This is a genomic window from Paenibacillus campinasensis (assembly GCF_002272015.1).
GTDB classification, from domain to species: Bacteria; Bacillota; Bacilli; order Paenibacillales; family Paenibacillaceae; genus Paenibacillus_AQ; species Paenibacillus_AQ campinasensis.
On the sequence record NZ_NPBY01000038.1, the window covers coordinates 204,195 to 223,834 of the forward strand.

Annotated in this window: 17 protein-coding genes and 1 CRISPR repeat array; of the genes, 9 read left to right on the forward strand and 8 right to left on the reverse strand. The window is 55.5% G+C overall.

Features of this window, described 5'->3' with window-relative positions; all coding sequences use genetic code 11:
- The first annotated feature begins 93 nt into the window (after positions 1–93).
- The gene (locus CHH67_RS12775) at positions 94–1,002 is read left to right on the forward strand and encodes an AraC family transcriptional regulator (RefSeq protein ID WP_095265560.1); all 909 of its coding nucleotides are present in this window, start codon (positions 94–96) and stop codon (positions 1,000–1,002) included.
- Positions 1,003–1,127: 125 nt separating this feature from the next.
- Here the strand turns inward: CHH67_RS12775 and CHH67_RS12780 are convergent, their stop codons facing one another.
- The gene (locus tag CHH67_RS12780) at positions 1,128–2,120 is read right to left on the reverse strand and encodes a sugar-binding transcriptional regulator (protein WP_244908178.1); all 993 of its coding nucleotides are present in this window, start codon (positions 2,118–2,120) and stop codon (positions 1,128–1,130) included.
- Between the two features lie 228 nt (positions 2,121–2,348).
- Here CHH67_RS12780 and CHH67_RS12785 point away from each other — a divergent pair, with 228 nt between their 5' ends.
- The 6 genes from CHH67_RS12785 (at position 2,349) to CHH67_RS12810 (ending at position 8,738) form a co-directional block, all read left to right on the forward strand.
- Positions 2,349–3,083 (forward strand): MBL fold metallo-hydrolase, encoded by a 735-nt coding sequence (locus CHH67_RS12785; RefSeq protein WP_095265562.1) that lies wholly within the window; start codon positions 2,349–2,351, stop codon positions 3,081–3,083.
- Between the two features lie 25 nt (positions 3,084–3,108).
- Complete coding sequence (locus CHH67_RS12790) at positions 3,109–3,981, forward strand: Cof-type HAD-IIB family hydrolase (RefSeq protein ID WP_095265563.1); 873 nt, start codon at positions 3,109–3,111, stop codon at positions 3,979–3,981.
- A 106-nt stretch (positions 3,982–4,087) separates the two neighbouring features.
- Positions 4,088–5,095, forward strand: coding sequence for an ABC transporter substrate-binding protein (locus tag CHH67_RS12795; RefSeq protein ID WP_095265591.1), 1,008 nt, complete (start codon positions 4,088–4,090; stop codon positions 5,093–5,095).
- A 4-nt stretch (positions 5,096–5,099) separates the two neighbouring features.
- Positions 5,100–6,869, forward strand: a complete 1,770-nt coding sequence (locus tag CHH67_RS12800) for an ABC transporter permease (RefSeq protein ID WP_095265564.1) — start codon at positions 5,100–5,102, stop codon at positions 6,867–6,869.
- A 31-nt stretch (positions 6,870–6,900) separates the two neighbouring features.
- A complete protein-coding gene (locus CHH67_RS12805; RefSeq protein WP_095265565.1) occupies positions 6,901–7,950 on the forward strand; it encodes an ABC transporter ATP-binding protein in 1,050 nt (349 codons plus the stop codon).
- A 5-nt stretch (positions 7,951–7,955) separates the two neighbouring features.
- Positions 7,956–8,738 carry a Cof-type HAD-IIB family hydrolase gene (locus CHH67_RS12810; RefSeq protein WP_095265566.1) on the forward strand — a complete coding sequence of 261 codons (783 nt, stop codon included), beginning with the start codon at positions 7,956–7,958 and terminating at the stop codon, positions 8,736–8,738.
- A 179-nt stretch (positions 8,739–8,917) separates the two neighbouring features.
- Here CHH67_RS12810 and CHH67_RS12815 read toward each other — a convergent pair whose 3' ends face one another.
- Positions 8,918–9,988 carry a permease gene (locus CHH67_RS12815; RefSeq protein WP_095265567.1) on the reverse strand — a complete coding sequence of 357 codons (1,071 nt, stop codon included), beginning with the start codon at positions 9,986–9,988 and terminating at the stop codon, positions 8,918–8,920.
- Between the two features lie 153 nt (positions 9,989–10,141).
- Between CHH67_RS12815 and selD the strand changes: the two genes are divergently transcribed.
- Both selD and mnmH read left to right on the forward strand, forming a co-directional pair.
- On the forward strand, positions 10,142–11,200 hold the full coding sequence (selD, locus tag CHH67_RS12820; RefSeq protein WP_095265568.1) for a selenide, water dikinase SelD: 1,059 nt from the start codon (positions 10,142–10,144) through the stop codon (positions 11,198–11,200).
- Positions 11,201–11,227: 27 nt separating this feature from the next.
- Complete coding sequence (gene mnmH, locus CHH67_RS12825) at positions 11,228–12,268, forward strand: tRNA 2-selenouridine(34) synthase MnmH (protein ID WP_095265569.1); 1,041 nt, start codon at positions 11,228–11,230, stop codon at positions 12,266–12,268.
- Positions 12,269–12,359: 91 nt separating this feature from the next.
- Here mnmH and CHH67_RS12830 read toward each other — a convergent pair whose 3' ends face one another.
- The 6 genes from CHH67_RS12830 to CHH67_RS12855 all read right to left on the reverse strand — a co-directional run bounded on the left by CHH67_RS12830 (position 12,360) and on the right by CHH67_RS12855 (position 18,973).
- Positions 12,360–14,309 (reverse strand): hypothetical protein, encoded by a 1,950-nt coding sequence (locus tag CHH67_RS12830; protein ID WP_218832020.1) that lies wholly within the window; start codon positions 14,307–14,309, stop codon positions 12,360–12,362.
- A 63-nt stretch (positions 14,310–14,372) separates the two neighbouring features.
- The gene (locus CHH67_RS12835) at positions 14,373–15,092 is read right to left on the reverse strand and encodes a GntR family transcriptional regulator (RefSeq protein WP_095265571.1); all 720 of its coding nucleotides are present in this window, start codon (positions 15,090–15,092) and stop codon (positions 14,373–14,375) included.
- 21 nt (positions 15,093–15,113) lie between these two features.
- Positions 15,114–15,911: an inositol monophosphatase family protein gene (locus CHH67_RS12840; protein ID WP_176475472.1), complete on the reverse strand. Its 798-nt coding sequence runs from the start codon at positions 15,909–15,911 to the stop codon at positions 15,114–15,116.
- Positions 15,912–15,986: 75 nt separating this feature from the next.
- Positions 15,987–16,868 (reverse strand): carbohydrate ABC transporter permease, encoded by an 882-nt coding sequence (locus CHH67_RS12845; protein WP_095265573.1) that lies wholly within the window; start codon positions 16,866–16,868, stop codon positions 15,987–15,989.
- Positions 16,869–16,900: 32 nt separating this feature from the next.
- The gene (locus CHH67_RS12850; protein WP_095265574.1) at positions 16,901–18,133 is read right to left on the reverse strand and encodes an extracellular solute-binding protein; all 1,233 of its coding nucleotides are present in this window, start codon (positions 18,131–18,133) and stop codon (positions 16,901–16,903) included.
- A gap of 15 nt (positions 18,134–18,148) precedes the next feature.
- Positions 18,149–18,973: a carbohydrate ABC transporter permease gene (locus tag CHH67_RS12855; protein ID WP_230875737.1), complete on the reverse strand. Its 825-nt coding sequence runs from the start codon at positions 18,971–18,973 to the stop codon at positions 18,149–18,151.
- Between the two features lie 330 nt (positions 18,974–19,303).
- Positions 19,304–19,605: direct repeats of the CRISPR family, unit length 32 nt; unit sequence ATTTCAATCCACGCACTCACATAGAGTGCGAC.
- Positions 19,606–19,640 lie beyond the last annotated feature (35 nt).

Consider the following 19,640-nt stretch of genomic DNA (forward strand, 5'->3'; position numbering starts at 1 on the left):
GTCCATTCTTGCTATTGTGGGATCATGAAACAAGCGACGGATTGAGTCTGTGACGGAATAATTGCATCCGATCTTGCGAATCAGGAGGAAACGATGAACCATCTGCCGATGCCGCCGACGATTCAGCGCCTGATGCGAAGCCTGTCCCCGAACGTTCGCAGAGCCTGGAACCACCGGGTAGACAGGATGCGCCTCGCGCCGAGAATCATTTTTGACTATGAGCTGCTGTACGTGGAGCGAGGGGAGCTTACGATCCGCGTGGAGAATGAGACATTCCTTGCCGAGCCGGGGGATATTCTGCTCTTCAAGCCGGGGCTGGAGCATGAATTTGTCATGTCCCGGGGGGAGTGCTGGATGCCCCATATTCATTTTGACGTGCTGGATTATGCGGATTACGAAGCGGTGCCGATTCATTTCAAAAGGCGCAGTGAGTGCAGCGAGGAGGAATTGGCCTGGCTCCGCCCCGACATTCTCGGCTCCGCCCTCGGCTGGCCGAATGTGATCCGCATTCCGAATCATGCCGAGGTGTTTCACACCCTGATGCAGATCATCCACGCCTACGAGCGGCGCGATCCCGATTATCCGCTGCTGCAGAAATCGCTGGTGCTCCGCATCCTCTATCTGATTCTGAAGGGGCTTCGGGCCGCCGACAACGCTCACCTGACGATGCACCAGCGGGCGATGGAGCGGGCCGTTACGTATATTATGGAGCATTATAACGCCACCATTCCGCTGGAAACCTTGTCCAAAATGGCCGTGTTGAGCGTGTTCCATTTCTCCCGCCTGTTCAAGCAGACATTCGGTGTAAGCCCGCATCGGTTTCAGATACGCTATCGTATGGAGAAAGCCAAAGAACTGATGATGTTTCATCACCATCTGTCCTTGTCTACGATCGCCGAGAAGGTTGGCTACAGCAATGTGCATTCGTTCAGCAAAGCCTTCAAGCAGGCCGAGGGCATGTCTCCACGGCAATTTCTGAAGACGCACACCAGCCCTACGTGATCGCGATCGGATCAGCCGGACAGATTACGACAGCATCGGATCACGATGAATGAGATCAAGAAAGAGGACACCCTGCGCAGCTTGCTGTGCCTGGTGTCCTCTTCTCCTCTTCGGGCTGGGGCCGCTCAAGAGCCCTTGTTCTTCCCTCTGCGCCCCGACATTCGCGGCGTCCCTTGCTGTATGTTCACAATTTGCTCCGCTGTGGCTTCATCCGTAATCAGCATGTTGATGTAACCGCCCTTCAGCGCCGCTATAATACAATCGATTTTATGAAGTCCGAATGCCATGCCTACCACCGTCTTCGTCTGCTTCAACTGCTCCAGCGGCAGCCCGATCACCTTCCGGTTGATCGGATGGCTGCTCACCTCGCCGCTGCGGGTGATGAACCGGGAATTGATGTCGGCAACCACCTCCATCTCCTTCAGCTCGGCCAGCACCTGCTCGTTGAGGTAGCCGGATCTTTCCATCGTTGACATCGAATACGGGTTGCCGATCCCGACAAGCGCCACGTCGATATGCTCTCCCTCCTGCAATACCGAGGAGATGTTGGGCAGCTGAATGATCTGCTCCTTCAGCTCCTCCGTCTCCACGACGGCAGGCGCATACAGCGTTTCGCAGCTGACGCCGAGCTTCTTGGACAGCTCATACGCGATCTGGTTGGAGTGCATCTCATTGCGGGCATTCCCGGTGCCGCCGACAAGCGGAATGACCTTCACATTCTCCTTCTTCTCCAGCGGAAACTCCCGGACCATATGATAAAGCGTATTCCCCCATGACACCCCGACGCGGTCCCCGTTGCGGATCAGCTTCAGCACGAACTGGGCCGCTGCTTTTCCGACGGCGCTCGAGATCAGCTCCTTGTTCAGGTCCTTCGTCGGCACCACCAGCACTTGCGTCAGGCCGAAGAGCTGCTCCAGCTCCTTCTCCAGCTTGGATACCTCATGGTCATCATCGTGAATGACAATCTCCACAATCCCTTCGTCCCGAGCCCTTTGCAGCATCTTGGAAATGACGGGTCTGGACACGCCCAGCTGCGCAGCAATCTTCTCCTGCGTCCAGGATTCGTAATAGTACAGCCTGCACACCCTTACCATGTTTTTGCGTTCTTCTAGGTTCACAAGTCGTCCGCCCTTTTACATTCTTTGGTACAACTTCAAGTCGTTTTGCAATTACAACCCCCACTATAAAATGGCACTCCGGGCATAGTCAAGCGACGGGACTCCCCGCGTTCAGGCGTTTACACAAAATTGACAATAGCTTGACACAGCAATAACAGAGCCTACTTACAATTGTAACCGTGCAGAACAAATGTAACAACATTGGGTCATGAACAAGAGGTGTGAGGCATGAATGTAAAAATTTTAGGCTATTGGGGAGGATACCCGTCGGCTGGCGGCGCCACCGCCGGCTATCTGGTTACGACGGAGGAAGGACAGATCCTGCTGGATTGCGGAAGCGGCGTGATGAGCAGGCTTCCGTATGAAACGAAGGTTGAACATTTGTCCGGTGTCATTTTATCGCATTTGCACTATGATCACATGGCGGATCTCGGCGTGCTTCAATACGCGGCAGCCGGCGCAATTCGCAACGGCCGAATGAACCACCGGCTGAAGCTGTACGCGCCAAGCGAGCCCGTCGATATGCACAGCAGGCTCTACGGCGAGCATACGGAGGTGCATACGATTGATCCGGCGACCACCATCAAGCTGGCCGGAGCCGAGATCGAATTCGTTCCGGTGCAGCACACGATTATGTGCTATGCCATCCGCATCACCTACCGGGGGAAGGTGCTGGTCTACTCCGGCGATACCTCCTACTGCGAATCCTTGATCGAGCTGGCCAGAGATGCGGATATTTTTCTGTGCGAGGCGACGATCTGCGAAGGAAGTGTGCATACATCAGGTCAAGGTCATATGGATGCCCAGCAGGCTGGGATGATCGCCGGCAAGGCGAATGTGAAACAGCTTGTCCTCGTTCACCTTCCGGGTGACGGCAACCTTGAATATATGCGCCAGGAGGCGAGCCGGGTGTTCCACGGTCCGGTAGCCATTCCCGAGCCGCTCAGCATGTACACCATTTAAGTGAATGTTAACGGAGGATTGATCGATGTATAAATTGCTTGCGCTGGATATGGACGGCACGCTGCTCAACTCGGACAAGATGATTACACCGCAGACGATGGCAGCGATCCGGCAGCTGATGCGGGCGGGCGTGAATGTCACCATTGCCTCCGGACGCTTCCCGGCCTCCGTCTGGCTGCACGCCCGGGAGGTCGGCATGAATTTCCCGCTGGTCGCGCTGAACGGAGCGGTGACGATTGATGCCGATACCGGCCACTTGCTGGACGGCACTCCGCTTCTGCCGGAGGATGCTCTGACATTGCTCGACCTGGCGGAAACCGCCGGGGCCTACATTCATTTCTACGGCTTCAATGTGCTGTATGTGCGGGAGCTCAATGACATGAACCGGCGCTGGCCGCTCCACAATGTTGTCGTCAGGGCTAACCGGGAGCTGAACGAAGTGAATTACCGGGATCAGACGATGCTTATCCGCGTGGAGGACGTGGGCGGAGATTACCGGAAATTTATCCGCAGCACCGGTGATCCGATCTATAAAGCAGCGGTCATCTGCCACGACCAAACGGCCCGTGAACAGCTGTACCAGGCGCTGGAGCAGCAGGGACGCTATCAGCTGTCCCGGACAGGCAGCCTGCGGTTTGATGTGAACGCGGCCGGGGTCACCAAGCGCGGCGCGCTGGAACGGCTATGTGCCGCCCATGACATTCCCGCGAGAGAGGTTGCCGCTGCCGGCGATTATGACAACGATCTCGACATGCTGCAGTGGGCCGGACTCGGCATTGCCATGGGCAATGCGGAGCCCCATGTGAAAGAACGGGCTGCGGTCGTCACCGGCAGCAACCGGGAAGACGGCGTAGCCGAGGCCATTCATCGCCATCTGCTGCTGAAAGCCACAAGCTGATGCCATGATTCATTTTTACACCTTATATACAAAAACGAACGAACCAAAGGAGAGATCATCTGTGAAACCATTAACGAAAAAAGCCATACTTCCCCTTCTGGCGGGCATGCTCTTATTCAGCGGCTGCGGCAATCCCCAGCCTGCTGCCACAACCGGACAAGACAGTGCCGAAACACCACCGGCCGCAACAACTGAAATTTCGGGCAATCTGTCGTTCTATACTTCACAGCCGGAAGAGGATGCAAGCAAGCTGGCTGCCGCATTCAATAAGCACTACCCGGATGTGAAGATTGATATTTTCCGCTCCGGTACCGAGGAGGTAACGGCGAAGATCCAGGCTGAGCGCCAAGCGGGCAAGGTTCAGGCCGATGTGCTGCTGCTTGCCGATGCGGTTACGTTTGAAGCGCTGAAGAAGGAAGACATGCTGCTCTCTTATAAATCGCCCGAGCTGAACCACATTCCGGCTGAGCTGGCAGATCCGGACGGCATGTATGCCGGCACCAAGGTGATGGCTACCGTCCTGGCTACCAATACCCAGAAGGTATCGAGCACGCCGGATTCCTGGCAGGTGCTGACTGCGCCGGAAAGCAAAGACGCCAGCATTATGCCAAGCCCGCTGTACTCGGGCGCAGCCGCCTATAACATCGGCGTATTCAGCCGTACCGATGGCTATGGCTGGGATTTCCTGCAGCAGATGAAGGACAACGGCATGGCTGTCATTAAAGGAAACGGCGCTGTCATGCAGGCTGTTGCCAGCGGCGAGAAATCTTACGGGCTTGTTGTGGACTACATGGTTGCCCGCGAGAAAGCGAAGGGATCGCCGGTAGAATTAACGTACCCTAGCGAAGGCGTTCCGGTCATCACCGAGCCGATCGGCATCATGAAGGATGCTGCGAATGTGCCGGCCGCCCAGGCGTTTGTCGATTTCGTATTGTCCGAAGAAGGACAGAAGCTGGCCGCAGAGATTGGCTATTCCCCGATTCGGGAAGGCATCGCGCCGCCGGAAGGACTTAAGGGAATCGCGGACATGAAGATTCTCTCTGCCGATCTGGCGCAGCTGACAGACGAGCGTGAAGCGGACAAGCAGCAGTTCATCCAGGTGTTTGGTGAGTAACAACATGGAACCGGCATGGATGGAAAATACAAACGCTAGCACGATCGCACTCCCAAAGACCGGAAAAGGGCGCAAGTCCCTTTCCGGTCTGCGGAAGCTTCTGAACCTGAGGCTGCTCGCCAGACTGCTGGGCGCAGCGGCGGTACTGATCTTCTTTGTATATCCGATCCTGAAGCTGATTCTTCTCAGCTTCCAGGGAGAGCATGGCCTGACACTGGACCATTACGCCAACTTGCTGCAGCAGGACCGCTTCTGGTCCACCCTGCGGAACACGGCGGTGATCGTCATCGGCTCCACCGTCTTCTCCCTTGTGCTTGGCACCGCATTCGCCTGGATTGTCGCTTATACCGACATCCGCTACAAGGGGCTGCTGCATATGGCGGTATTGCTCTGCTTTATTCTTCCGTCCTATGTTCTGACCTTGTCCTGGTCCTCCTTCATGGGCGCACAGGGCTGGGTTGCCCAAGGGCTTCGGATGATTCATGCTGACCTAACGCCATGGAGCATGTACAGTATGGGCGGCATCATATTTGTGATGGGCATTCATCATTTTCCGCTGGTATATCTGTTCACACTGGACGTATTCCGCAAAATTCCGCGGGACCTGGAATGGGCCGCCCGCGCCGGGGGGGCCGGCAGGCTGAAAACGATCCGGCAAATTACGCTCCCGCTGGCGCTGCCGGGGCTTACGGCCGGAGGGCTGCTCGTCTTTCTGGCTTCCCTGGACAACTTCGGCATTCCGGCTTTCCTCGGATCGCCGGTGAACATCTCGGTGCTCAGCACCTTGATCTATGAGGAGATTATCGGCTTCGGGCCATCGGCCTTTGCCCGCGGCGCTTCCCTGTCCGTCATGCTCGGCGTGGCGGCGGTGATCGGCAGTCTGATCCAATGGATTCTGCTGCGCAAAAGCCACGCCTCCGACACGATCCAGCCAGACCATGCGCCCCGCTATGCGCTAGGCAAGATGCGCAAGCCGCTGTCGGCGGTGCTGTGGGGCTTCCTGCTGCTGGTCACGGTCGTGCCGCTGGCCTCGATGGTGTCCATGTCCCTCAAGCGGGCCTACGGGCTTGGCCTGACGCCTGCCAACTTCACGCTGGATAACTATCGCTACATTCTGTTCGAGAATGAGCGGGTATGGCAGGCGATCCAGAACAGCCTCGTGCTGTCTGGCGTGACGATGCTGGTCTGCCTCGTGCTCGGCTGCGGATTCGCCTATATGCGGGTGCGCAAGCCAACCCGCTTCAATAAAGCGGCAGAGCTTGCGACGGCCGTCCCTTACACCCTGCCTGGCATCGTGTTTGCCCTGTCCATGATTCTCGTCTGGATGGAGCCGATTCCGGGCTGGAATCCCGGCATTTACGGATCGATGACGATTCTGTTCATCGCCTATATATGCCGCTTCCTGATTCTGCAGATTCGTTCCGGCATTACCTCCTTCATGCAGCTCGACGCTTCGATGGAGGAAGCTGCCCGGGTCTCCGGCGCAGGCGCGTGGCGCAAATGGACCGCCATCCTGCTTCCGCTGCTGCTGCCCGGCATTCTGACCGGCGGGCTGCTGGTCTTCTTGACCGCGCTGACCGAGCTGACGGTATCGGCGCTGCTGTATGCCTCCGGCTCGCAGACGATTGGCGTCACCATATTCAGCTTCGAGCAGGCCGGCAACACGCTTTACTCGACCGCCTTGTCCAGCCTGATCGTCCTGCTGATTGGCATAGGCGGAGCGGGGCTGCTGCTCGTTCAGCGCTGGGCCGCGCGCAAGGGCTTTAAAGCTTAATGAACAATGAAGTGAACGGAGGGTGTCATCGATGAGTATAGAGATCAAGCATGTGAGTAAATCCTTCGGCAGCTTCGAGGCGTTGAAGGATATTCAATTAACGATTCAGGACGGGGAGTTTGTGGCCATACTCGGCCCGTCCGGCTGTGGCAAAACAACGCTGCTGCGCATTCTGGCCGGATTCGAGCAGCCCACCAGCGGCGAGGTTCGGATGGAGGGCCGTGTCGTGGCGGGCGAGCATACGCTGCTGCCGCCGGAGAAGCGGCGGATCGGGATGGTGTTCCAATCGTTCGCGCTCTGGCCGCATATGAATGTGACCGAGCACATCCGCTTCCCGATCCGGACCCATAAAGCCACCCCTGCCCGTATTAAAGGTCAGGAAGAGGAGCGCATCCGGCAAATTCTGGAGCTGACCGGACTGTCCCATCTGGCTGCGCGGATGCCACACGAGCTGTCCGGCGGTCAGAAGCAGCGGGTCGCGATTGCCCGGGCTTTGGCTCCCGAGCCTTCCCTGCTGCTGATGGATGAGCCGCTCAGCAGCCTCGACGCGATGCTGCGCATGGATATGCGCCGCGAAATCCAGCAGGTCCACCGCCGAACCCGATCGGCCATCGTCTACGTCACCCATGATCAGGGGGAGGCGCTGGCCATGGCTGACCGGATCGTGGTCATGAAGGACGGCCGCATCGAACAGGCCGGAACGCCGCAGGACATTTATTTGCGGCCGGAGACCGAATTCGTCGCCAAGTTTGTATCCAAGTCCAATCTGGTGCAGGGCAGCTGGAGCGGCAACCTGTTCACGCCGGAAGGCAGCAACACCGCCTGGAACGGTGACGGCATTGCCGATTATTTCAAAGCGAGCGGTCTATATCCTGTGCGCCCCGATCAATTTCTGCTCCAGCCAGACGGCACGGAAGGCATTCCCGGTGAAGTCGTCAACGTCCAGTTCCAGGGCAAGGAGTTCCACTACGATATCCGCAGTGATGAACGGAACTGGGAGGTCATCTCCCCGGTGGCGCTGCGTCTGCATGAGAAGGTCCGGCTGAATCTGGCGGACAGCGCCGAGCCGCTGGGAGCGTGAATCGGGTGAACAAACCGCAAGGAAAACTGGTCCTGTTCGACATCGACGGCACGCTGCTGGACCGACATAATCGGATTCCGGCCTCCGCCAAGCGCGCCATCTTCACCCTGAAGGAAGCCGGGCACACTGTGGCGCTTGCTTCCGGACGCTCCCCGTTCATGCTGGAGCATCTGCGGCGGGAGCTGGGGCTGCATTCCTACGTCAGCTTTAACGGGCAATATGTCGTGCACGAACACCGGCTGATCTACAGCAACCCGATCGGGCCGGAGCTCGTTGCGCAGCTGGCCGCCTTCGCGGCAGAGCGGGAGCATCCGCTGGTGTACCTCGATGCGGAAGGGATGCGCTGCAATCAGCAGCATCACCCCTATGTCGAGCAGTGCATGCGCTCGCTGGATGTCCTCCATCCAGAATGCGATCCTCGGTACTACGAAGGCAGGCACATTTACCAGACGATGCTGTTCTGCACGGAGGAACATGAGGCGATGTTCCGACTGGCATTTCCGGACCTGCATTTTGTCCGCTGGCATCCCTGCTCGATGGATGTATTGCCTGCGGGAGGTTCGAAAGCGGCCGGCATTAAAAGGCTGATCGCCGAAACCGGGTTCAGGCCGGAGGATATTTACGCTTTTGGCGACAACTATAACGATATGGAGATGTTCCGGTTCGTCGGGTGCAGCATCGCGATGGGCAATGCACCGAAGGCTGTCAAGAAGCTGGCCGCCTTCGTCACCTCCGAGGCGGAGCAGGACGGCATCTGGCATGGACTGCGATGGGCGGGACTCCTCTAGGCGTTCATGCCGTTATCCCCCCGTGCCACGTGCCGCCCGCCGCACTGGACCGGAAACAACCGGTTGATCACAGGCTGCACCATAGCTGTCCCCCAAGCGCTGGCTGCCACCATAAGCCGCAATATAAAAAAAGGACTTCATTCCCACCTGTACCGTGGAATTGAAGTCCTTTGTATATTCTACAGGAGCATCCAGCCGACGAGTCCGGCCAATATGCCGATCACCACAACCGAGGATGCAGTGAATGCCAGCACCTTGCCTGGAAAATGCTTCGCCAGCATCAGCAGTGAAGGCAGGCTGATCGCCGGCAGTGTCATCAGCAGCGCCGCTGCAGGGCCAACGCCCATCCCCATGTCCATGAAGGACTGGATAATCGGAATTTCGGCAGCGGTCGGGATGACAAACAGCATGCCTGCAATGGCAAAGCCGATAATGGCCAGCAGACTGTTCGAGCCCGCCCCGTCCATCGCCGGGAACAGCCACGCGCGGAATGCGCCGAGCATCAGCACGACCAGCACATACGCCGGAATGACCGATATGAACATGCTCCACATCGCCTTGCCCCAGCGCACATACATCGGCTGCTCCGGCTCGTTGTCCTCCGGAAGCGCAGCCTGCACCTGCTGCGGCACGAGTTCATTCGGCGCAAAGCGGTTCGCCAGATAGCTGACCCCGAACGTAAGCAAGAGGCCAAACACCAGGCGCAGCAGCGTGAATTCCCAGGACAGCACAAATGTCATGAAGATCAGTGTTGCCGGGTTAATCGTCGGGTTGCCAATCCAGAAGGCCAGGCTTGCCCCTATCGACGCCTTCTTCTTGCGCAGCCCGACAGCGAGCGGAGCGGCGCAGCAGGAGCACATCATCCCGGGCAGGGAGGCCAGACCGCCGATAGCGGTGCTCTTGAAATTGGCTTTGCCGAGCATATCCAAAAGCCACTTGGAAGGCAGCAGCACCTGCACGAGCGAGCCGAGCAGTATACCGAGCACAGCCGCTTTCCAAACGGCTTTAAAATAAGCCGCCGCATATTCCCAGGCGGCGCTCCATGAAGGCGCCGGAATCGTATCGCCGGCACCGGTTAGTATCGACGAGCCGATCGAATGCGTGGTCGCAGACGTGATGGCTTTGCCATAATACGGCCACCATTTTACATACAACAAGCCAGCCGCAGTGATCACGATAAAGAGCAATGCAAACAGCAATGTCTTTCGATTGAAGTGACCGGACGGCTTGGTGGTTTCCACACTATGCATTTCCTTTCCCTCCGGTAAGAACAGTAATAGATTGATAAGAACGGATAGTATTATATCACAAGCAAACGAGGTTTTTACTATTATTTATTGGAGGAGTATAATAGTGACTTGGGTAAGTGTATGCCCAGTTCCTATTGAAAGGAAGTTGTGATGATGTCACTTCAAAATCATATAAACAACGTCAAATTGACGTCTCTATCCTCCAAAGGCGGCTGCGGCTGCAAGATCGGACCTGCCGACCTGGCGCAGGTCATCCGGAGCCTTCCGCCTGCCGAGCCGAATCCGAACCTTCTGGTCGGCCTGGACACCAGCGATGACGCTGGGGTATACAAGCTCAACGATGAGATGGCCATGGTGCAGACGGTCGATTTCTTCACGCCAATCGTCGATGATCCGTATGCGTTCGGCCAGGTTGCTGCCGCCAATGCCATCAGCGATATCTATGCGATGGGAGGCACGCCGCTGACCGCACTCAACATTGTGGCCTTCCCGATCCATACGCTGGACAAAAGCATTCTGTCCGACATATTGCGAGGCGCGGGCGACAAGCTGAAGGAAGCTGGCGTCACGCTCGTTGGCGGACACTCCATTGACGACAAGGAGCCGAAATTTGGCCTGGCTGTGACCGGGCTCGTGCATCCGGACAAAGTGCGGACTAACGCCGGCGCGAAGCCGGGAGATCAGCTGATTCTGACCAAACCGATCGGGGTCGGCATTCTGACCACCTCCATCAAGAAGGATCAGCTCAGCGAGGAAGAGATTCAGCGCGTTACCACCGTCATGTCCACGCTGAACAAAACGGCGGCCGAGACGATGGCGTCCTATGACGTGCATGCCTGCACGGACGTTACGGGCTTCGGCCTGCTTGGACACGCCTCGGAGATGGCCAAGGGCAGCGGCAACGGCGTTGTCATTGAGCAGGCGCTCGTCCCTCTGCTGCCGCGTGTTCGCGAGCTGGCCGAGGCCGGATTTGTGCCGGGAGGAACGAAGAACAATTTCGCCCATCTCGAGGGATCGGTGACGTTCCCGGCTGATATGGATCCGCTGGATCAGTATATTTTGTGTGATGCCGTGACATCCGGGGGCCTGCTGATTGCCGTGGACGGCAGCCAGGCCGAGGCGCTGCTTGCCGATCTGCTGGCAGCGGGCGTCGAAGCGGCGCGCATCGGGGAAATTACAGCAGAGCATCCAGGGCACATCGTCGTCCGTTAAGGACTATTATAGAGGGAGCGATAACACTTGATTCACGACATCTCTGTTGAAGAACTGCTACAACTTCAGAAAGACAATAATCTGCTTCCGATTGATGTCAGATCGCCGTCCGAATATGCTGCTGCAACGATTCCGGGCAGCATCAACATCCCGATCTTCAACGACGAGGAGCGGGCCGAAATCGGCACCTTGTACAAGCAGGTGAACGTACAGGCGGCCAAGGAGCGCGGACTTGAGATCGTGTCAGCCAAGCTGCCGGCATTTATCCGCGAGTTCGCGGCCATTCCGCAGCAGAAGGCGGTCTTCTGCTGGCGGGGAGGCATGCGCAGCAGAACGTCGGCCACCGTCCTCTCGTTAATGGGCATCAAGGCCTATCGGCTGACGGGCGGAATTCGGGCGTACCGCAAATGGGTCGTTGATCAGCTGGCCAGCTATGAGCTCCAGGCCCCTGCTATCGTCCTGAATGGCCATACCGGATCAGGCAAGACGGAAATCCTGCGCCAGCTTCAGCAGGAGGGCTACCCTGTGCTTGATCTCGAAGGCATGGCGGGCCACCGCGGATCGGTGTTTGGTCACATTGGCTACGCGGCCCGTAACCAGAAGACATTCGATGCCCTGCTGCTGCAGGAGCTGCTTCAGCATCAGCAGGCACCCTACATGCTTTTTGAAGCCGAAAGCCAGCGCATCGGGAAAGTGGCCTTGCCTGAATTTTTGTTGACCAAAAAAGAACAAGGCACTCATCTGTGGATCGACCTTCCGATGGAAGCGCGCATCCGTCACATCATCGAGGATTATAAGCCCGAGCAGCATGCTGAAGCGTGCATGGAGGCATTTCTGCGCATCAAGGAGCGGATTCATACCCCGATCGCGGCGGAGATCCAGCGTCATCTCGAGAGCAGCCAATATGAGGATGCCGTGGGCCTGCTGCTGCAGTATTACTATGATCCCCGCTATGAGCATACCGCGAGCCACTATGACGGTGACAAGCGCGTCACGATCCAGGCGAACTCGGTCATGGAAGCCGCTGGGCGGGTCAAGGAATATCTTGCCGCACAACAGAACAGGTAAACAAGAAAGGCATGATCACCAGCCTCCCCAAGGGATGGCGGCGATCATGCCTTTTCTTCCTTTTCTCACTTTTCTGCCTGTGCTCTATTCGTTATGGAAAATGAATGCTCCCGGTGTTATACCACAACGCATCATTCATCCCCGATTTGTGCAGATCGACAAGCAGGTTGGTCGCTGCGTTATAATCGACGCTCGGGCGGGACGACACGCCGGAATCCCACACATAGTTGTGAATCCAGCGGATGTTCGGCCACTCCAGCTCCCCGATGTTGTACCAGATCAGGCCCGTATTTTGACTCGTATGCAGCTCAATGATCTTGTCTGTGCCAATAAAGGCAACCGCTGGATCCTTGCCATCCTGACCGCCCATGCTGCCGCTTGCGTTCCAGGTGATATTCCCGTTCTGGCCCCATGTGCCTGTCGTATAGTTCAGTCGTCCGCCGTCCCGATACACGACAACGATTCTGCCGTCCTGGAAGGCGACATCCGGACGCTCGCCATTCTGATTGTTGATCGTTCCACTGTTGCTCCACGTTATGCTGTAGTTCGATGTGTTGATGCGCCCGGTGTGATAGTGAAGCTTGCCGCCATTCAGGTACACAAGCACTGCCCGATCGCCGTCGATGGCGATGTGCGGCCAATCTCCCGACGTATGCGAGCCGCCGATGGCAATCCGCTCATTGGTGATCCAGGTGATGGTCGAGTTCGGCTCCAGTCTGCCGATGTTGGCCCACAGCCCGGAACCGGTGCCGTCGGTTTTATTGACCTGGACCACGATCTGCTGGCCGCCCACATTCGTGACATCACTGTGAGGCTGAACGCCGTTTTTATTCTGACCGCCAGGATTGATGCGTTCGTTCGTCACCCACTGAATGTACCCGTCATCACGTACGGACCCGACGGAATACCACAGATTGTTGTTGAACAGCCCTTCGGCCTTGTGCACCTCAACGACGCGCCGGTCATCCGTTATGGACACCGATACGTCTACCCCATTCTGCGTGCCGCCAGGTTTCTCAACCCGGTGGTTGTAATCCCGGAGCGGAACGAGAAAGTGATTGAACAACTTCGTCATGGACTGGTAGGAATCGGTCGATACGAAATGGCGCGTACCGAGCTTGTGGTTCATGTAAGCGAACTGGGTCCAGCGCTGTGCCGCGTCCCCGTCGCCGTTCGGGAATTTGTAATGCCATGCGCCTTCATTGCCGTTCAGGCTGTAGAAGCGGAGCGTGTACCCTTTTTGCTCGGCCATGTACATCATGTCCTTCAAGCGCTGCTCTTCCTCTTGCGACCAGTTGCCCGGCATCAGCGTGTCAAAGCCGCTCTCGATATGCTTCCAGTGAACCGCATAGAACCGGTGATAGATGTCCGCAGCGTTCGGGAAATAATCAGCGACATTGCCATATCTGCTATGCGTTATGCTGTATACCTCGTCTTTAAAGGCCAGCAGCTTGCCCGTCTGTCCGGAAATGTAGTTGAAATACGCATTCTTCAGCGCGTCAGTGCCAGACAAGCACACGGTGATCGCACGCTCGGTGAAGCTGTTCGCACTGCCGATGTAGCCATGGCTCATATAAGACTCATAATGGGTGAAAATCGCCTGCAGCGAGTCAGCCACATCCTCGTAGTTCGGGCTGTTGGCCGTCTTCATGTCCAGGTTGACGATGATGCTTCTTCCGTCGCCGTGAATGCTGCCGCCTCGGGCAGCAATCTGCGCGGCCATATCTTCAAAGTATTGATACAGATGCCTCGTATTGGGCCAGGCAGCCGCATCATGCTTCACGTACAGCTTCACCTTGCCCTGCAAATAGTCAGGATACTGCGGCCCTTCGTAACGGGTGCGATTCGTGTCCACCATGATGTCCAGCTCAACGTTGTAGAACTTCATATCGAGCGCATCGCGGAATTTGCGGTCCGGATCGCTTTCATCATACGTATCGTGAAACGCTTTGTACGGATTGGCGTCAATGAATACCGAGCTTGCCGACGCGCTAGTTGCGATAAAAGGCAGCACTGCTGCTGCGCTTAATACCACCTTCAACAGTTTGCTTGTCCATGAATGCCGCGTGCCCATCATAACCACTCCTTAACCGGTATAAGATGATTATTTTCGTTCCCGGCGAATCCAGAAATTGAACACATCATTACGCAAGTAATCAAGCGAATACAGCACTTCCTTGTTCTGCTCGTCATAATGCAGCTGTTTCATCAAGATGACGGGCGTTTCTTCCTCTTTATCAATTTGCAGACGCTGCACGTACTTGTCTTTCTTCAAAGGAACTAGCAGCTCGGTGTCCGCCCTGGCAATCTGAATTTTGCACTTGTCCTCCAGGAAGCCGAACAGCGACCCGGAGAAATCAATCCGCTCAAAGGCGTCGCCCACCAGCTCCTTCGGCATAATATTGATCGAGTAAGCAACGGCATCGCCGTCCGCATAGCGAATGCGCTCCAGCTTGACTACCCCGCAGCCCTCTTCAATGTTCAGCGCCTCGGCCCACTCGGGGCTGCACTCCACTTCCCCGATCATCTCCTTGTTCTCCTCTTCCGTCAAACCTGCCAGCTTGATCATCGTCCCGATGCTCTGGAGAAATTCAAGCCGGCTCGGAATCATCGGAAGCGGCTTGATGACAAAGGTGCCCACGCCGTGCTTCACCAGCAGCTTGCCCTCCTGCTCAAGCAGCTTGATCGCCGTCCGTAGCGTCTCGCGGCTGACGCCGAAATATTTAGCCAGCTCATATTCCGAAGGAAGCTTCTGGCCGACCTTCCACAGCTTGCTGTCGATCATCTTTCCGATTTCCTGTTTGATATGTTGATAGGTGCCCAATGCTACAGCCTCCCGGTTCTGTTAGTATTCTTCCTGCTCAAGCAAGCCGGCTTGCAGCACATCGAAGATGCGAGGATTGCAACAGATTAATAGCCTGTGATTGTCCATATCCTTGTTCAGTACTATGGCCCCTGCTTCCTTCGCAATTAAAGCCCCTGCGCACATATCCCAATCGCTTAAATCGAATTCCCAATAGCCATCCAGGAACGAGGCAGCGACAAAGCACAGGTCCAATGCGGCACTGCCGGTGCGCCGGATTCCCGACACCTTCCTGATCATCCGGTTGAAATAAGCGAGGTTCACGGTCGACTGGCTGTCTCCGGCAGGAAATCCGGTGGCCAGCAAGCTGTGCCTCAGCTCACATGTCTGTGACACCGCGATGCGTTCCCCATTCAGATAGGCGCCCCGTTCCCGAATCGCACTGAACTTCATCGCCATCCACGGCGCATAGACGATTCCGGCCTGCGTGATCCCTTTATATTGCAAAGCGACCGAGATAGAGGACATCGGAAAACCATGAATAAAATTGGTGGTCCCGTCAATCGGATCGATCACCCACAAATAGTCGCTCTGCTTGTCGATTAACCCACGCTCCTCGGTCAGGATGCTGTGATCGGGATATTTCTCACTGATGCGCTGGACCAGCATATCCTCAGACTTCAGATCCACATTGGTCACAAAGTCCATCTCATGCCCTTTGGTCGACACCTTCAGTTGCTGTTCTCGTTTCGTTTCTCGCTGGAAGGCGGCCACTTGCTCGCCCCATTCCTCCATGTCCTTCATCCATTGCTCCACATTCATGCCATCACATGTCCTCATTTGATTAATTACAATTCCCACTCCCCTGCTGCCAGCCGTCATACGGTCGCTTCGCCAAACCCGACCATCCCAGAATCAACGATGCCCATCTTGCTCGCTGCCTCCGATGGACCGTTTAATATAGAACACGGTGAAAGCCAGGACCAGCGCAACCATGATAACGGATGCAGCCGCGCCGTAGCCTACCTGCAGATTAAACACGCCATGCCTGTAGATATACTGGGTCACGGTCATCGTTGAATTGGCCGGCCCCCCGCCAGTCAGAATGTTCACTTTATCGAACAGGCGGAACGTGTCAATCGTGCGAAGCAGGATCACCAGCAGCAGCGTCGGTATAATATTCGGAAGCGTAATATGCGTAAAAATATTCAGTTTGCCGGCGCCATCCACTCTGGCTGCCTCGTATTGCGACCGTGGTACGGCCTGGAGCGCAGCATACAGCAGCAGGAAAGCAAACGGCGTCCATTGCCAGATGTCAATGAACAGAATCGTTCGGAAAGCTAGATTCACGTCCATCAAAAAATTGAAAGGCCCTGCGCCGAACCAGCCGAGCAGATGATTAATAATGCCATTATGGTTGCTCAGCATCATCTGCCAGATCAGCGCCACCGTAACCGGCGGCAGCAGCGACGGGATCAGCAGCGATACGCGCAGCACTTTCTTGCCCCGTCTCATGCTCTCGACCAGCAGTGCAATCGCAAGTCCCAAGGCGGTTTCAATCGAAACCGCCAGTAGCATGAACTTGACAGTATTCCAGATAGCCTGAAGAAATAACTGATCCTGCAGGAGGCGCTTGTAGTTGGCAATCCCGATAAACTGTTTGGAATCACCCGCCAAGTAGTAGTGGTCGGTAAAGCTGCTTGAGACGGTATAGATGAACGGAAAGACCGTCAATCCGATTAACAACAAGATTACGGGAGCCAGCATGGCCCATTGAAACCGCCGCCTGCTATACAAATTCATTCCGCTCCTTTATCGTCAAACCGCTATTATTGCATGATTTGATTAATCGCATGGTTAGCACTAGCAAGCGCGTCCTCGATCGATTTCGTTCCAGCAATAGCCGCTGACAGTTCAGCACCCAGTGCTTCTTCAACCAAAGACCATTTCGTCGTTCTCGGTCTGGCTACCGAGTTCTGCAGCGCTTCGAGCTGTACAGGGAAATGCTCAAACTTCGCGGACAATTCGCTGTCCAGATACACGCTCTTCCGTGTCGGCACACCGCCGTGCTGAGCCATTACCTTCTGGCTCTCGCTGCTTGTAATGAAGGTCAGGAATTTCGCTGCAAGCTCCTTGTTCTCGGAGTTGGCAGCAACGCCCATCATCCAGTTGCCAATCATACCGGTCGAAGCTTCGGCATCGCTCGCGGACGCCTTGGACGGAATTGGAGCGTAATTCGCGCTAGCCTTTCCTTCGCTAATGAACCATGACGGCCAGCCCAAAGCCATCGCTGCGCGTCCCTCGGATACCGAGCTTACAATGTCGGTCTGCTCATAGTTCACGCCGGCTGCCAGTAGATTGATATACGTGTCCAGCGCTTTGCGCCCGGCCTCGGAGTCTAGCTGCGCATTCCAATTGTCGTCAAACACTTGTCCGCCATGTGCCCAGAAGATCGGCAGGAAATCGGAAACGATCGGGTTCCCCTGCTGTCCGCGGATGACATAGCCTGCTCCATCTCCCGAAGCTTGAATGGTGTTCGCTGCATTCACCACTTCTTCCCAGGTTTGCGGAACGCTGAGGCTATGTTTGTCGAGCAGCTCTTTATTGTAGAAGAACAGCTGTACATTGCCTGCAAAAGGAAGAGCATACAGATCGCCTGTCTCATAAGGATGCTTGCCGAGCGCCAGCGAGGATTCCTCGAAATCTGCGTCAGCCTCTACACCCAGCTCGGACAGATTCGCAAAAATGCCTGCTTCGCCAAACTCCGGCATCCACGGGTCGTCAGCCATGATCAGATCATAAGCACCGTTCTTGCTTGTTGAATCCAGGGACACCTTCTGCTTCAGGTCCGCTGCTTCCAGACCGAGAATTTCGATTTGCGCATTATGTTCTTGTTCAAACGTTTCTTTCACCGCTTCCATCGCTGTTACGTGCGTCCCGCCCCTAGCGGCGATCACCAGCTTGGTCGGTTCATTGGCCGATGTGGAAGAGGATGACTGGCATCCTGCCATAATGCTAACTGCCGTCACAATGCTTACTAATGCAACCATACGTTTTTTCATTTCTCTCTTATCCTCCTATTCTTTCACTGCACCGGCCGTTAGGCCGTTCATTAAATGCTTCTGCATAAAAATCGCCGCCAGCAGCACCGGCATCATGGATATCAGCCCGCCGCCAGCAACCTTGCCCCACTCCGTCAATTCCTGCTCACTGTTGAGCGTCGCCAGCTTCAGCGGAATCGTGAAGTCGCTGGGACGCTGAATGAAGATAACACTGTACAAATACTCATTCCATGAAGCCATAAAGGACAGAATCGAAATGGCGGCGATGCCCGGCACCACGAGCGGCAGCACCACCCGATAGTAGATCGTAAATTCGGATGCACCGTCCATCCTTGCGCTTTCTTCGATTTCCTCCGGAACATGGTAGAAGAATGCAATCATAAACCAGATGACAAAAGGCAAGTTCACCAGAATATGTGCCAGCACAATCGGCATTTTGGTGCTCAGAAGCCCCACATCGTTCATTAAGATGTATAAAGGCAGTGCAAATGTAATCTGTGGCAGCACTCTGACCAGCAAAATCCAGATCAACAGCGTTTTTTTGAGCGGTACCCGAAAGGATCGCCGTGCCAAGACATATGCGCAGGACAAGCCAAATGCGAGTACGATCAGCAAGGAGATGGCTGTAACGGTAAAGCTGTTGATTAACGCCCCTAAGTAATTTTCTTCTGTAAAAACACTGATCACATGCTCCCACGTAACAGAACGGGGGAATAGCGACACATCCGCAAACAAATCGGTCTGTGTGGCCACGATCACCATCCAGTAGATCGGAAACAAGGTCCAGATGAGAACTGTAATCAGTAGTCCGTATTTGGGACTGGCCTGCAACCTGTTCAAGTTATTCTCCTTTCATCGAAATTGTCTAGACGTCTATACCTCTACTGTAATTTTCAATTGTAATCTGGATGTTATCCGCATTTTAGGAGTTGGTTAATTTTATGAATAGATTCTGAGGAAACAGCGGGGATTTGTTAACAAATGAAAAAAGCCCTCCTGGGATTAGGAGAGCTTTAGGGTCAAAGGAAACGGTCGCGTGTGGGAGATAAGTAGCGATGGAGAGGGATGAGGTGATCTAACAGAAATGGGATAGATCGGTTAAATCCATGCACTTGTCGCACTCGCATAGAGTGCGACAGGGTCCTGACCCTGGTTGTACTTGTACATCATATTTCAAGCCACGCACTCAAATAGAGTGCGACAATAGTGCCAGCGCTCCACTTCCCACCTCCAGGAATTTCAATCCACGCACTCACACAGAGTGCGACCAGAGACAGGATTACAGAGATGGAAAGAATGGAACATTTCAATCCACGCACTCACACAGAGTGCGACCCATTCCGATATATCTCATTGTGATACTCTTGTCGATTTCAATCCACGCACTCACATAGAGTGCGACCATGTCTCGGCCAGTTGCCTCCATGTCAATACGGGTATATTTCAATCCACGCACTCACATAGAGTGCGACACGCCGCGGCGAGTGTTAAACTTCCGCATTAATAG